Source organism: Pseudomonas sp. VEM90 (assembly GCF_054611535.1).
The window spans coordinates 28,821-42,814 of sequence record NZ_JBTRAR010000002.1; the positions used below are offsets into that span (position 1 = coordinate 28,821).

Below are 13,994 nucleotides of genomic sequence, written 5' to 3' on the forward strand. Positions count from 1 at the left end.
CACACCCGCCGCGCGAATGCCGCGCATTGTAGCCGCAAGGTCGCAAGCTGACATCCTCAGTGACTGTGACCGGGTCGACGGGCCGAACGGCGAATCAGTCCGATGACCGGCAGCAGCCCCACCATTACCAAGGTCAGTGCCGGCAGCGAGGCTCGCGCCCATTCGCCCTCGCTGGTCATCTCGAACACCCGCACAGCGAGGGTGTCCCAGCCGAACGGCCGCATCAGCAAGGTGGCGGGCATTTCCTTGAGCACGTCGACGAACACCAGCAGCGCGGCACTAAGGGCACCGGGTACCAGCAGCGGCAGATATACCTTGAAAAACAATCTTGCGCCGCCGACACCCAGGCTGCGCGAGGCTTCGGGGAGTGAGGGGCGGATGCGTTCCAGGCTGCTCTCCAGCGGCCCGTAGGCCACCGCGATGAAGCGCACCAGGTAGGCCAACAGCAACGCCGAGAGGCTGCCTAGCAGCAGCGGCTTGCCGGCGCCGCCCAGCCAGCTGGACAGCGGAATGACCAGGTGGTTGTCGAGGTAACTGAAGGCCAGCATGATCGACACCGCCAACACCGAACCGGGCAGGGCATACCCCAGATTGGCCAGACCAACCCCGGCGCGGATACCGCCCGTCGGTGCCTGGCGCCGGGCAAAGGCCAGCAGCAGCGCCACACATACCGTGACCAGCGCCGCCATGCTGCCCAGGTAAAGGGTGTGCAGCACCAGGCCGATATAACGCTCATCCAGGTCATGCCGGCCGCGCTGCCAGAACCACGCCAGCAACTGCAGCAACGGGATGACGAAAGCGCAGGCGAACACCAGCAGGCACCAGCCACTGGCCAGCAGCGCCTTGAGTCCACGCAGTTGATAAAGCGCCTGCACGCGTGGTCGTTCGTTGCCGCTGCGGCTGGCACCACGGGCGCGGCGCTCGCCGTACAGCACCAGCATCACCGCCAGCAACAGCAAGCTGGCCAACTGGGCCGCACTGGACAAGCTGAAGAAGCCGTACCAGGTCTTGTAGATAGCCGTGGTGAAGGTGTCGAAGTTGAATACGGCCACTGCACCGAAGTCGGCCAGGGTTTCCATCAGCGCCAGGGCGATACCGGCACCGATCGCCGGCCGCGCCATGGGCAGGGCCACCCGCCAGAAAGCCTGCAGGGGCGTTAACCCAAGTACCCGCGCCGCCTCCATCAGGCCCTTGCCCTGAGCCAGGAAAGCCGTGCGCGCCAACAAGTAGACATAGGGATAGAAGACCAGCACCAGGACGGTGATTACCCCACCGGTGGAACGCACCCGAGGCAGGCGCATTGGCCCGAACACCTCGCGCAGGGCGCTTTGCACCGGGCCGGCAAAGTCCAGCAGGCCGACGAAGACGAACGCCAGCACGTAGGCCGGGATGGCGAACGGTAACATCAGCGCCCAGTCCAGCCAGCGTCGACCGGGGAAGTCGCAGAGGCTGGTGAGCCAGGCCAGGCTGACGCCCAGCACGGTGACACCAATACCCACACCCACCACCAGAGTCAGGGTATTGCCGAGCAGGCGGCCCATCTGGGTGTCGAGCAGGTGGGACCAGATCTGCAGGTCGATGGATTGCCAGGAGAGCAGCAGCACGCTCAGGGGCAGCAGCACCAAGGCGGCGATCAGGGAGACCGGGAGGTACCAGCGGCGTTGGGGGGTGTGGGGCAAGGCTGAAATCTCGAGTGCGATGGCGACCGCTGCGCGGCCGTTCGCGGGTAAACCCGCTCCTACGGGGACCGCGCAAGGCAGTGCAGATCCTGTAGGAGCGGGTTTACCCGCGAAAGGGCCCTAACGGGCCCAGAGAGGATAAAGCCTGGCGCTTAGTTGTAGCCAGCCCGATCCATCAGGCGAATGGCTTCAGCCTGGCGCTTGCCGGCAATTTCCACCGGAATGCTGTCGGCCTTGAAGCTGCCCCACGCCGCCACTTCCTCCGAAGGTTTCACCTTCGGGTTGGCCGGGAATTCCTGGTTGATGTCAGCGAACAGCTTCTGCGCTTCTTCGCCGGTCATCCATTCCACCAGTTTCTTCGCGGCTTCCGGGTGTGGCGCATGCTTGGTCAGGCCGATGCCCGAGAGGTTCACATGCACACCACGATCACCCTGGTTGGGCCAGAAGATCTTCACCGGCAGGTTCGGGTTCTGCTTGTGCAGACGGCCGTAATAGTAGGTGTTGACCACGCCCACATCACACTGCCCGGCCTCGATGGCCTGGATCACCGCGTTGTCGTCGGAGAACACATCGGTGGACAGGTTGTTGACCCAACCTTTGACGATTTGCTCGGTCTTGGCCTCACCGTGGGTTTCGATCAAGGTGGCGGTCAGCGACTGGTTGTACACCTTCTTGGCCGTGCGCAGGCACAGACGGCCTTCCCACTGTTTGTCAGCCAGGGCTTCGTAGGTGCTCAATTCTTCGGGTTTGACTCGCTCGGTGGAGTAGATGATGGTGCGGGCGCGCAGGCTCAGACCGGTCCAGTCGTGGGACGAGGCGCGGTACTGCGACGGGATATTCTGGTCGATGACGTCGGACTCGATCGGCTGCAGGATGCCCATCTGCTCAGCCTGCCACAGGTTGCCTGCATCGACGGTCAGCAACAGGTCGGCCACGCCGTTGTCGCCCTCGGCCTTGATGCGCTGCATCAGCGGGGCTTCCTTGTCAGTAATGAACTTGATCTTGACACCGGTCTTGGCGGTATAGGCATCGAACACCGGCTTGATCAGCTCGTCGATGCGCGAGGAGTACACCACCACTTCGTCCGCTGCCTGGGCAGTGCCGCCGAACAGGGTCAGGGCCAAGGCGGCCAGTAGGGGCTTGCGTGGCAACATTTTAAGCACTCCTCGATCGTATGAGAGGTGCGAATGGTAGTGAATCCCATTTTCTGGCTCACCTACCTAGGCGTTACCGGATGTTGCAAAGGACTACCACAGGTGATTGCGCCACGCTGTGGGAGCGGCCTGGTGTCGCGAAAGGGCCGCAAAGCGGCCCCGCCACTCTCAAGCCTTGGCCAGATCCGGCAGATCACCACTCAAACCCAACGCTTGGCGCACAAACAGCGCCTTGGCCTCCGGCATCTGCTCCACCAGCTTCAACCCGCTGTTGCGCAACCAGCGCAACGGCAGCGGATCGGCCTGGAACAACCTCTCGAACCCCTCCATCGCCGCCATCAACGCCAGGTTGTGTGGCATGCGCCGCCGCTCGTAACGGCTCAGCACCTTCACATCGGCCAGCCTCTCGCCGCGCTCGCAGGCATTGACCAACACCTCGGCCAGCACCGCCGCATCGAGAAAGCCCAGGTTCACGCCCTGCCCGGCCAACGGGTGAATGGTGTGTGCAGCATCACCGATCAAGGCCAGGCCTTCATCCACATAGCGCTTGGCGTGACGCTGGCGCAGCGGCACGCACACCCGTGGGTCGGCCTGCAGCACGTCCCCCAGACGCCCTTCGAAGGCCCGCTCCAGGGCCTGCAGGAAGGCCGCTTCATCCATCGCCATCAGCTGCTCGGCATGCTCCGGGGTGGTCGACCAGACGATCGAGCACCAGTCCTGCAGGCCATCGCGGGTCAACGGCAGGAACGCCAGCGGACCTTCGTCAGTGAAGCGCTGCCAGGCCGTGGCCTGGTGCCCGGCGCTGCAACGCACGCTGGTGACAATGGCATGGTGCAGGTAATCCCACTCGCGGGTTTCGCAGCCGGCCAGACGCCGCACCGCCGAATTGGCACCGTCGGCAGCGATCACCAACGGTGCCCGCAGTTGCCGGCCATCCGCCAGGGTCAGCAGCCACTCATCGCCGGAGCGACGCAATTGCTCCAGCCGCGCATTGGCCAACAGGCCGATGTCGCTGTCGTGCAGGCGCTCCAGCAGGCCGTCCTGCACCACCCGGTTCTCGACGATATGGCCGAGCACCTGGGCATGCACACTGGCCGCCGAAAAGTGAATCTGCCCGGTGCCGCTGCCATCCCACACATGCATGTCGGAGTATGGCGTGGCGCGCCGCTGGGCAATGCCGTCCCAGGCGCCAAGGCGCTCGAGGATGCGCTGGCTGGCCGCCGATAGCGCGCTGACACGCGGCTCGAACGGGGCCTGGGCATCGAAGGGTACAACCGTCAGCGGGCCACCATCGAGCAACAAAATTTGCAGGCCACTGTGGCGCAACGCCAAGGCCAGGGCGCTGCCGACCATACCGGCACCGACAATCAACAGATCTGCGCGCATTTCCATGCCTTACGCCTGCCTCGCTTGCGGCTTGAGCCGCACGTATAGGGTTTTATCGACCCGCGCCACCAACTCGCCGGCGCCATCGCGGATATCGACCTGCAAACGCGGCAGGCATTTCTTGCCGGTGGCGGCCTGCTGGCGAATTTCGTCCAGCAGCGCATCATCGACGTGGAATTCGGCATACACCGGGCCTTTGCCCGGCGAGATGAAATCGATGCTGGCGGCCTTGTCCCATACGATATAGTCACGCCCCAACTGCTCGATCAGCAGCAGCATGTAGAACGGGTCGACCATGGCATACAGGCTGCCACCGAACTGGGTACCGACGTAATTGCGGTTCCAGCGGGTCAGCTTCATCGCCACCTTGACGCTACGCAGGTCCGGGCTGATGTGCTGCACACGGATACCGGCCCCCAGGTACGGTGGGTAAAGGTTCAGCAGCCAGCGCAGCATGCGCGCCCGACGCGCCAGTTTACGCGGGTTGCTCATGCCTGGCCCCGCGGATCAGGGCGGGTGCCCAGGCCCATGGCCTGGCGGGCGAACCAGCTTTTTGCCGGTGGCAGCAGGTCGAGCCCGAGCAGGCCAAGGTTGCGCCCGGCCGTCAGCAACGGCTGATTGCTGCCGAACAGACGGGTGACCTGGTCGGAGAAGCCGATGGTCATCGCCTGGTCCAGGCGCTGGCGCTGGTGATAGGCCTGCAACGTGGTCAGGTCGCCAGGCTGCTGTGGACCCGCCAGCAGTGCTTCGGCCAGGGCCTGCACGTCACGCAGCGACAGATTGAAACCCTGGCCCGCGATGGGGTGCAGGCTGTGTGCTGCGTTGCCCAGCACCACCAGGTGCGGCCGCACCTGCTCCTGGGCCTCGATCAAGGACAGCGGGTAGAGGTGCCGTACGCCCACCTGGCGCAGCGCGCCCAGGCGGTAGCCGAACACACCCTGCAGTTCGCGCAGGAAACTGCGCTCGTCGATGTCGGCCAGGCGCCGCGCATCCATGCCCTGGCGGGTCCACACCAGTGCGCAGCGGTTTTCCGGCAACGGCAGCAAGGCCATGGGGCCCTCCTCGGTGAAGCGCTCGAAAGCCTGGCCACCGTGGGCCTCACCCGGGGTAATGTTGGCGATCAACGCGCTCTGCTGGTAAGGCGTGTGCCGCACATGGATTCCCAACTGCTCGCGCAGGCCAGAGCGACCACCATCGGCCAGCACCGCCAGGTCACATTCCAGCTGAGTGTCGTCGTTCAACCCCAGCCGGTAGCCGCGTTCGATGGCCTGCATCGAGGTCACTTCCGCCGGGCAGCGCCAGCTCACCACCTCGCTGTCCAGCCCTTGCCACAGGCACTGGCCGAGCCAGGCGTTTTCCACCACGTAACCCAGCGCCGGTACGCCCTCTTCCAGGGCATCCAGGCGGGTGGCGCCAAAGCGACCACGGTCGGACACGTGAATCTGGCGAATAGGCTCGGCGCGGCGGCCGATGGCCTGCCACAGGCCCAGTTGCTGATAAATCTGCTGGGTGCCGAATGACAACGCCGACGAGCGCGCATCGTAGCTGGGTTGGTAGTTGTCGCCGGGGGCGAACGGCTCGATCAGCAGGATCTTCCAGCCGCGCGCCTTGGCGCCGGCCTGCAGGGCCAAAGCCAGGCTTGCGCCAACCAGGCCACCGCCGATGATCGCCAGGTTTACCCGGCTCATGCCACGGCCTTGCGGGCAGCCTGCATCAGCGCCTCGATCTCGGCGACCGTACGCGGCACACCCGAAGTCAGGATTTCACAACCTTGCCTGGTCACTACCACGTCGTCCTCGATCCTTACCCCAATGCCGCGCCACTTTTTGGCCACGGCCTGATTGTCGGCGCCAATGTAGATACCCGGCTCCACGGTCAGCGCCATGCCGGGTTCCAGCACCCGCCACTCGCCGCCCACCTTGTACTCGCCCACGTCGTGCACATCCATGCCCAGCCAATGCCCGGCGCGGTGCATGTAGAAGGCGCGATACGCTTCGCTGTCGATCAGCGCCTGCACATCCCCTTCAAGCAAGCCCAGCTCCACCAGGCCCGCAGTGATGACCCGCACGGTCGCCTCATGGGCGTGGTTCCAGTGCTTGCCGGGGGCTATTTCGGCAAACGCCGCCGCCTGCGCCTTGAGCACCAGCTCGTAGATGGCCTTCTGCTCGGGCGAAAACCGCCCACTGACCGGGAAGGTGCGGGTGATGTCGCTGGCATAGCAGTCGATTTCGCAGCCGGCGTCGATCAGCACCAGGTCGCCGTCCTTGAGCGGCGCATCGTTCTGTTGGTAGTGCAGGATGCAGCCGTTGCGCCCGGCCGCAACGATCGAGCCGTAGGCCGGCATCTTCGCCCCGCCCTTGCGGAATTCGTAGTCCAGCTCGGCTTCCAGGCTGTACTCGTGCAGCCCGGCGCGGCAGGCCTGCATGGCCCGCACGTGGGCTCGCGCAGAAATGTCTGCGGCAGCACGCATCACCTTCACTTCCGCCGCCGATTTATACAGGCGCATATCGTGCAGCAGATGATCCAGCGCAACGAACTCGTTCGGTGGCTGGGCGCCCAGGCGTGCCTTGGAGCGGATCACGTTGATCCAGTCCATCAGCCGGCGATCGAACTCCGGGTTGCTGCCCATGGCGCTGTAGACCCGCTCGCGGCCTTCGATCAGGCCAGGCAGGATCTCGTCGATATCCGTGATGGGGAAGGCATCGTCGGCGCCGAAATCACGCACCGCCCCTTCCTGGCCGGCCCGCAGGCCGTCCCACAGCTCGCGCTCAGGGTTGCGTTCACGGCAGAACAGCACGTACTCGCCATGCTCGCGCCCTGGAATCAAAGCAATCACCGCCTCGGGCTCCGGGAAGCCGCTGAGGTACTGGAAGTCGCTGTCCTGGCGGTACACGTGTTCGACGTCGCGGTTGCGGATGGCAACCGCGGCGGCGGGCAGAATAGCGATGCTGTTGGGGACCATCTGCGCCATCAGCGCCTTGCGCCGACGGGCATATTCGGCCTTGGGAATGTGGCTCATGGGCAGACTACCCCTGGTTGATCAGTGCAGCGACGGCTTGGGCGCGGGTGCGGCCGGCTTGGCCAGTTCGGAGAACAGCAGCAGGGGCGCCACGCGCAGGTATTCCATGACCTCCATGTAGTCGCTCTCGCCGTCCTCGGATTCTTCGAGCGCTTCCTGGACCTGCGAAATGGCCACCAGGTCCTGCAGCACTTCCTTGGCCTCGTCGGACAAGTCCTTACCGCCAGCGTTCAGGCCGAAACCGGTCACGAAGCCTTGGCACCACTGGCCCAGCGCGGTGGCGCGGTCGCTCAGTGCAGCATCATCGGTAGGCAGCAGCAGGACGATCGCCATGTCGTCGCTGGTCAGCTCGCCCTTGACCATTTCCTGCAAGCCGACCAAGGCATTGCGGACACTGTCACCAGGCTCGGTTTCCAGCAGTTGGGCGGCATCGGCCAACCAGGCATCGGCATCGAAGCCGGCGCCGGCGCAGCTGCGGCCAATCAGCAGGCCGTGCAGTTCGGCCGGGGTGACGGGATGACCATTGCTCGAGAGCAGCATGGCGAAGGCGTTGTAGGGCGATTGAGTATTGGGCATGGGCAGCTAGGCGCCAGACGGCGCAATGTCTAGAATGAAGACCTTGTATCCTAGCACCGGCAGGCGCGCCAAGACCATCTGCACTGGCCGTTGCCGCCCAGGGGGAGGCATCATCGCCAGGTGACTCAACGACGGAGCGAATCGAGTGCAACCCACGCAAGAGAACGACCTGCAGGCACTGATGAGCCGATTCGAGTTGCTGATCGAACGCGTCGAGCAACTAAAACGGCAAAATGCACTCCTAGTAGCTCAGGAAAAGTCCTGGCGCGAAGAGCGCGCCCACCTCATCGAAAAGAACGAGATCGCCAAGCGCAAAGTCGAGTCGATGATTTTACGCCTCAAGGCTCTGGAGCAAGACTCATGAGTTCAAGCAATAGCGTCACCGTGCAGATCCTCGACAAGGAATACTCGATCATCTGCCCGCCGGAAGAGCGCAACAACCTGGTCAGCGCTGCGCGCTACCTGGACGGCAAGATGCGCGAGATCCGCAGCAGCGGCAAGGTGATCGGTGCCGACCGCATCGCGGTCATGGCAGCATTGAACATTACCCACGAAATGCTGCACCGCCAGGAAGATCGCAACGATGCACCGGTCAGCGGCACAAACCGCGAACAGGTGCGCGACCTGCTAGATCGGGTAGATAAGGCTTTGTCCGACGACACGGATACCAAAATCGGCTGAGATTGGTATACTGGCGCCACTCCCTGGGGGATGCGCCAGTCGGTTATGTCCCTGAGCCGATACGCACAACCACGGGGGTTGCACGCTGGGGCCGGTGTGCATGTCCGCCCGACGGAAAGCCTTAACGCCCCCTGCAATCTCCACCTTGAACTTTCGGGTTCAAGGGCTACACCGATAGCGGTCTTATCGGGGAGCCTGAATTTCTTGCCCGCCCCCCGGCGGGCAATTCGTTTTGGCCGACTTTATTCAAGCTTTGTACGACGATTCACCGCGCAGGCACTGTTCGGACAAAGCCAGCACATCTGGGATCCCACGTGCCATGACCGAAAACGTGCCGCTCACCCGCCCCCAGCTACGTCGCCTGCTTCGCAATGCCCGCCGCGCCCTTACCCCTGCCCAGCAACGCCAGGCCACCCTCGGCCTGTACCGCCAGCTGGCGCAACACCCCTTGTTCCGCCGCGCCCGCCACATTGCCCTGTACCTGCCCAACGACGGTGAAATCGACCCTCGCCTACTGCTGCGCGAAGCCCAGCGTCGAGGCAAGCGCACCTACCTGCCGGTGCTGCACGCCTGGCCGCGCACGCGCATGGTGTTCCAGCGTTTTGAACAGGGGGAGAAGCTCAAGCCCAACCGCTTCCGTATTCCAGAGCCGATAATCGATCGCAAACGCCAACGGCCGATCTGGGCGCTGGATCTGATCCTGCTACCGCTGGTCGGTTTTGACGAAGTGGGCGGCCGCTTGGGAATGGGCGGTGGCTTCTATGATCGCAGCCTGGCCTACCAGGCGCGTCGGCAAACCTGGAAAAAACCGTTGCTGCTGGGGCTGGCGCATGAATGCCAGAAGGTCGAGCGGCTGGCGCAGGCCAGTTGGGACGTACCGCTGCAGGGCACAGTCTCTGACCGTGGCTGGTACCTGGCGCCACGTTGAGCGGCGCCAGCGGGGATATCAACGTTGTGGCTGGCCGGCGTCGACCGGCATCTGATAGGCGCTGTCCAGCTTGCGCTCCCAGAACCCTTGCGCATAACCGGTAGTGACCACACCCAGGCCAAAAATGAACACCAGGATCCACAGTAGATCCGGCTTTTTACGTTGATTCATCGAAGATTGCCCCCCAGGCAAACTGTTCTGTACTCGGCGATATTCTGGGTACCGCCGGTGCACGCGCTTTAAACGGTGCGCATTTTCCGACAACATGCGTCCGCACGCAAACCTTGACGCCAACCGACTGTCGGTTTCGTGCAACAGGTTATTTCAAACCTTTTCAGGAGCAGCATTCATGGCTTACTGGCTGATGAAATCCGAGCCCGACGAGCTCTCCATAGAAGCCCTCGCACGCTTGGGTGAAGCGCGCTGGGACGGCGTGCGTAACTATCAGGCGCGTAATTTTCTGCGGGCCATGAGCGTGGGTGACGAATTTTTCTTCTACCACTCCAGCTGCCCACAACCCGGCATCGCCGGCATTGCCAGAATCACCCGCGCGGCCTACCCGGACCCTACCGCGCTGGACCCGGAAAGCCATTATCACGATGTCAAGGCCACGACCGACAAGAACCCGTGGAGCGCAGTGGATGTGGCCCACGTACAAACCTTCCCAAGGGTGCTGGAGCTGGGATGGCTGAAACAGCAGGCCGGGCTGGTCGAGTTGCCGCTGGTGCAAAAAGGCAGCCGCCTGTCGGTCATGCCGGTAACGCCCGAGCAGTGGGCGGTGATTGTCGCGTTGCGCTGAATGCGCAGCTAAGGTCAAGGGCTTGACCAATATCAACACGCCACACATGGCCGCAAGGCATGATGGACCGTGCATGACCGCAAGGATGCAGAACGATGAACCGATACGCCCCTAGAATCTTCGCCACTGCACTGATCGCACTGCTCGTTGCAGCCGGCGGGCTGGGGTACTGGAAGTCGCTCCACGACCAGTTGCCCGAAGGCCTGAGCATGGGCAACGGCCGCCTTGAAGCCACCGAAGTGCAGATCGCCAGCAAGGTCCCCGGTCGCCTGGCCGAGGTACTGGTCGATGAAGGCGACAACGTTACCCAAGGCCAGCTACTGGCACGCATCGACACCCGCACCATGGAAGCCCAGCGCAGCCAGGCCGAAGCCGAAGTGCTGCGCGCCCGGGAAAACTACGCCGCCGCCCAGGCCAGCGTGCAACTGCGCCAGAGCGAACTGCTGCTGGCCAGCCAGGAGCTCAAGCGCGTGCGCGAAATTTTCCAGCGCAAGTACGCCAGCCAGCAGTTGCTCGACCAACAGCAGGCGCGCTTTGACACAGCCAGCGCAGCAGTGGTCGCTGCCCGCGCCCAACTGGCAGCGATCAAGGCTGCAATCGGCGCCGCCGAAGCTCAAGTGGCACAGCTCACCAGCGAAATTGACGACAGCAGCCTGCGAGCGCCCATCAACGGCATCATCCAACTGCGCCTGGCCGAACCCGGTGAAGTGCTGGGTGCCGGCGGCCGCGTCCTGATGCTGATCGACCCCAGCGACCAATACATGAACCTGTACCTGCCGGCGTCCACCAGCGGCCGGCTGACCGTAGGCGATCAGGCGCGCATCGTGCTCGACGCCCTGCCCGAGCGCGCGCTGCCGGCCAAGGTGGCCTTTGTCGCAGCCAAGGCCCAGTTCACCCCCAAACAGGTCGAAACCCGCGACGAACGGCAAAAGCTGGTGTTCCGGGTCAAACTGCGCCTGAGCGACCCGGGCGCCGTGCCGCAAGCCAAACCAGGCATGCCAGGCGCCGGCTATGTCCGCACGGCTGAAGTGGACTGGCCGGCCAACTTGCAATGAACGCCCCGGCACTGCTGGCCGAAGGCATCAGCCACCGTTACGGCGACCTCATAGCCCTGCACCCGCTAGGTTTCAGCCTGCCTGTGGGCACCCGCTGCGCGCTGATCGGCCCCGACGGGGCAGGCAAATCAACCCTGTTGGGGCTGATCGCCGGCGTAAAACGCCTGCAACAGGGGGAGCTGCAGGTGCTGGGCGGCTCGATCCGCCAACGCCGCCATCGCACGGCGCTATACCCCAAAGTAGCGTTCATGCCGCAGGGGCTGGGCAACAACCTGTACCCGGAACTGTCGATCAGCGAGAACATCCGCTTTTTCGCCACCCTGTTCGGGCTGGGCCGCCGCGAGTGTGAGCAGCGCATGGCCAATCTGTTGCAGGCCACCGACCTGCAGCGCTTTGCCCAGCGCCCGGCCGGCAAGCTGTCGGGTGGCATGAAGCAGAAGCTGGGGCTTTGCTGCGCGCTGATCCACGAGCCAGACCTGCTTATCCTGGACGAGCCGACCACCGGCGTCGACCCACTGTCGCGGCGGCGCTTCTGGGAGCTGGTTGAGCAGGTTCGCGTACAACGCCCGCAACTGACCCTGCTGGTGGCTACCGCCTACATGGAAGAAGCCGAACAGTTCGAGCATTGCCTGATGCTCGATGGCGGCCGGCTGCTGGCCGCCGGCCCTAGCCACGAACTGGCTGCAGTAACCCCCAGCGGCAAGCTGGATGACGCCTTTACCCACTACCAGGGCGCGGGCAAGGCGCAGCATCAACCACTGGCAATCCCGTCGCGCCAAGCCACGGACGGCCCGGTCGCCATCGAGGCGCACGACCTGACCCTGCGCTTTGGCGACTTCACAGCGGTGAACAAGGTCAGTTTCGCCATTGGCCGTGGGGAGATCTTCGGCTTCCTGGGTTCCAACGGTTGCGGCAAGACCACCACCATGAAAGTGCTCACTGGCCTGATGCCGGCCAGCGAGGGCAGCGCCAGCCTGCTGGGTCGCCCGGTGGACGCCAGCGACCTCGCCACACGCAAGCGGGTCGGTTTCATGTCGCAGAGTTTCTCTCTGTATGGCGAGCTCAGCACCCGGCAGAACCTGGCCCTGCATGCCCGCCTGTTCGACTTGCCCAAAGCCGAGAGCGCCCAGCGCATCGATGAGCTGATCGAGCGCTTCGACCTCGCCGCTATCGCCGACCAACCGTCTGGCGCCCTGCCCCTTGGTTTGCGCCAGCGTCTGTCGCTGGCAGTGGCGGTTCTGCATCGCCCGGAAGTCTTGATCCTCGACGAACCGACCTCTGGCGTCGACCCGGCCGCCCGCGACGACTTCTGGCGCCTGCTGGTAGAACTGTCCCGCGAGCAAGGCGTGACCATTTTCCTCTCCACCCACTTCATGAACGAAGCCCAGCGCTGCGATCGTATTTCGCTGATGCACGCCGGGCGAGTGCTGGCCTGCGACACACCCGATGCCCTGCAGCATCAGTACCAGGGCGCCACGCTGGAGGACGCGTTCGTCCGCTGCCTGGAGCAGGCCCAGGAGCTGGCGCCAGCCGCCACCGACAGCAGCGTGCTGGAACAGGCGTCCACCCCCACCCTGCCGCTACGCCAGGGATTCAGCCTGCGCCGCCTGCTGGCAGTGGCCGGCCGTGAGGGCAAGGAGCTGCTGCGCGACAAGGTGCGCCTGGCCTTCGCCTTACTGGGTGCAATGTTCATGATGGTGATCTTCGGCTACGGCATTTCACTGGATGTGGAAAACCTCGCCTTCGCCGTGCACGATCAGGACCAGAGCCCGCAAAGCCGCGCCTACCTCGAAGCCTTCCGTGGTTCACGCTACTTCGCCGAACAGGCACCCATCCGCGATAGCAGCGAGCTGCACCAGCGCCTGCAACGCTCGGAAATCAAACTGGCACTGGAGATTCCGCCCGGTTTTGGCCGCGACCTGTACGCAGGGCGCCAGCCGGTGGTGGCTGCCTGGCTCGACGGTGGCATGCCGTTCCGCGCAGAAACCAGCCGCAACTACGTGGAAGCCGTGCACCAGGCCAACCTGGAGCAACTGGCACAGGCCAGCCCGCAACCGCAGCCACGCCAGGACCCGGTGCGCCTGGAAACGCGTTTCCGCTACAACCAGGATGTGGTCAGCGTGAACGCCATCGGTCCGGGCGTGATGGCACTGATACTGGCCTTCATACCGGCCATGCTCACTGCACTGGGCATCGTGCGCGAGAAGGAACTCGGCTCCATCACCAACTTCTACGCCACACCCCTCACCCGCCTGGAATTCCTGCTTGGCAAGCAGATGCCCTACCTGGCTGTGAGCCTGGTCAACCTGGCGCTGCTCGTCGCGATGAACTGCTGGCTGTTCGCCGTACCGCTCAAGGGCAGCGTACTGGCCCTGGCGTGTGGCGGCGTGGCCTACCTGCTGGCAACCACCAGCCTGGGCCTGCTGATTTCGGCATTCACCCGCACCCAGATCGCCGCCATTCTCGGCACCATGATCATTACCAGCCTGCCGACCATCCAGTTTTCCGGGCTGATCGTGCCACGCTCGTCGCTGGACGGCGCAGCAGCGGTGATGGGCCAGTTGTTCCCGGCGGGCTACTTCCTCGACATCGCAGTCGGCACCTTCACCAAGGCGTTAGGCCTGCGCGAGTTGTGGCCGCAGTGCCTGATCCTGCTGAGCTTCTTTGCCGCATTCACCGGCCTGAGCCTGGCAATGCTGAAGAAGCAGGAGGCCTGA

Annotated in this window: 14 protein-coding genes and 1 other RNA gene; 7 read left to right on the forward strand and 8 right to left on the reverse strand. The window is 64.2% G+C overall.

Features of this window, described 5'->3' with window-relative positions; genetic code table 11:
• Nucleotides 1-56 precede the first annotated feature (56 nt).
• The 7 genes from ACYCCG_RS02475 to ACYCCG_RS02505 all read right to left on the reverse strand — a co-directional run bounded on the left by ACYCCG_RS02475 (nucleotide 57) and on the right by ACYCCG_RS02505 (nucleotide 7,814).
• Nucleotides 57-1,679 carry an ABC transporter permease gene (locus ACYCCG_RS02475; protein WP_176682821.1) on the reverse strand — a complete coding sequence of 541 codons (1,623 nt, stop codon included), beginning with the start codon at nucleotides 1,677-1,679 and terminating at the stop codon, nucleotides 57-59.
• 152 nt (nucleotides 1,680-1,831) lie between these two features.
• Nucleotides 1,832-2,833: an extracellular solute-binding protein gene (locus ACYCCG_RS02480; RefSeq protein ID WP_012054051.1), complete on the reverse strand. Its 1,002-nt coding sequence runs from the start codon at nucleotides 2,831-2,833 to the stop codon at nucleotides 1,832-1,834.
• 168 nt (nucleotides 2,834-3,001) lie between these two features.
• The gene (locus ACYCCG_RS02485) at nucleotides 3,002-4,219 is read right to left on the reverse strand and encodes a 2-octaprenyl-3-methyl-6-methoxy-1,4-benzoquinol hydroxylase (RefSeq protein ID WP_176683046.1); all 1,218 of its coding nucleotides are present in this window, start codon (nucleotides 4,217-4,219) and stop codon (nucleotides 3,002-3,004) included.
• A 9-nt stretch (nucleotides 4,220-4,228) separates the two neighbouring features.
• Nucleotides 4,229-4,711, reverse strand: a complete 483-nt coding sequence (locus tag ACYCCG_RS02490) for a DUF4442 domain-containing protein (protein WP_401100632.1) — start codon at nucleotides 4,709-4,711, stop codon at nucleotides 4,229-4,231.
• The gene (gene ubiH / locus ACYCCG_RS02495; protein WP_209969241.1) at nucleotides 4,708-5,907 is read right to left on the reverse strand and encodes a 2-octaprenyl-6-methoxyphenyl hydroxylase; all 1,200 of its coding nucleotides are present in this window, start codon (nucleotides 5,905-5,907) and stop codon (nucleotides 4,708-4,710) included. The genes ACYCCG_RS02490 and ubiH overlap by 4 nt, the downstream gene beginning before the upstream one ends.
• Entirely contained in the window at nucleotides 5,904-7,238 is a 1,335-nt protein-coding gene (pepP, locus tag ACYCCG_RS02500) for a Xaa-Pro aminopeptidase (protein ID WP_003253692.1), read from the reverse strand. Before pepP ends, ubiH begins: the two co-directional genes overlap by 4 nt.
• A 21-nt stretch (nucleotides 7,239-7,259) precedes the next feature.
• On the reverse strand, nucleotides 7,260-7,814 hold the full coding sequence (locus ACYCCG_RS02505) for a YecA/YgfB family protein (RefSeq protein ID WP_101196394.1): 555 nt from the start codon (nucleotides 7,812-7,814) through the stop codon (nucleotides 7,260-7,262).
• A 181-nt stretch (nucleotides 7,815-7,995) separates the two neighbouring features.
• On the opposite strand from ACYCCG_RS02505, the gene ACYCCG_RS02510 reads away from it, so the two are divergent.
• The 4 genes from ACYCCG_RS02510 (at nucleotide 7,996) to ACYCCG_RS02525 (ending at nucleotide 9,423) form a co-directional block, all read left to right on the forward strand.
• On the forward strand, nucleotides 7,996-8,178 hold the full coding sequence (locus ACYCCG_RS02510; protein ID WP_029886233.1) for a TIGR02449 family protein: 183 nt from the start codon (nucleotides 7,996-7,998) through the stop codon (nucleotides 8,176-8,178).
• Nucleotides 8,175-8,495 carry a cell division protein ZapA gene (locus ACYCCG_RS02515; RefSeq protein ID WP_003253687.1) on the forward strand — a complete coding sequence of 107 codons (321 nt, stop codon included), beginning with the start codon at nucleotides 8,175-8,177 and terminating at the stop codon, nucleotides 8,493-8,495. The genes ACYCCG_RS02510 and ACYCCG_RS02515 overlap by 4 nt, the downstream gene beginning before the upstream one ends.
• Before the next feature lie 17 nt (nucleotides 8,496-8,512).
• A non-coding RNA gene (gene ssrS, locus ACYCCG_RS02520) (6S RNA) lies at nucleotides 8,513-8,692 on the forward strand.
• A 122-nt stretch (nucleotides 8,693-8,814) separates the two neighbouring features.
• A complete protein-coding gene (locus ACYCCG_RS02525; protein ID WP_339442847.1) occupies nucleotides 8,815-9,423 on the forward strand; it encodes a 5-formyltetrahydrofolate cyclo-ligase in 609 nt (202 codons plus the stop codon).
• A gap of 18 nt (nucleotides 9,424-9,441) precedes the next feature.
• On the opposite strand, the gene ACYCCG_RS02530 is transcribed toward ACYCCG_RS02525, so the two are convergent.
• On the reverse strand, nucleotides 9,442-9,594 hold the full coding sequence (locus ACYCCG_RS02530; RefSeq protein WP_176682826.1) for a hypothetical protein: 153 nt from the start codon (nucleotides 9,592-9,594) through the stop codon (nucleotides 9,442-9,444).
• Between the two features lie 178 nt (nucleotides 9,595-9,772).
• Between ACYCCG_RS02530 and ACYCCG_RS02535 the strand changes: the two genes are divergently transcribed.
• The 3 genes from ACYCCG_RS02535 to rbbA all read left to right on the forward strand — a co-directional run bounded on the left by ACYCCG_RS02535 (nucleotide 9,773) and on the right by rbbA (nucleotide 13,994).
• The gene (locus ACYCCG_RS02535) at nucleotides 9,773-10,222 is read left to right on the forward strand and encodes an EVE domain-containing protein (protein ID WP_176682827.1); all 450 of its coding nucleotides are present in this window, start codon (nucleotides 9,773-9,775) and stop codon (nucleotides 10,220-10,222) included.
• Nucleotides 10,223-10,317: 95 nt separating this feature from the next.
• Entirely contained in the window at nucleotides 10,318-11,277 is a 960-nt protein-coding gene (locus ACYCCG_RS02540; protein ID WP_176682828.1) for an HlyD family secretion protein, read from the forward strand.
• Nucleotides 11,274-13,994 carry a ribosome-associated ATPase/putative transporter RbbA gene (gene rbbA / locus ACYCCG_RS02545; RefSeq protein WP_459669343.1) on the forward strand — a complete coding sequence of 907 codons (2,721 nt, stop codon included), beginning with the start codon at nucleotides 11,274-11,276 and terminating at the stop codon, nucleotides 13,992-13,994. Before ACYCCG_RS02540 ends, rbbA begins: the two co-directional genes overlap by 4 nt.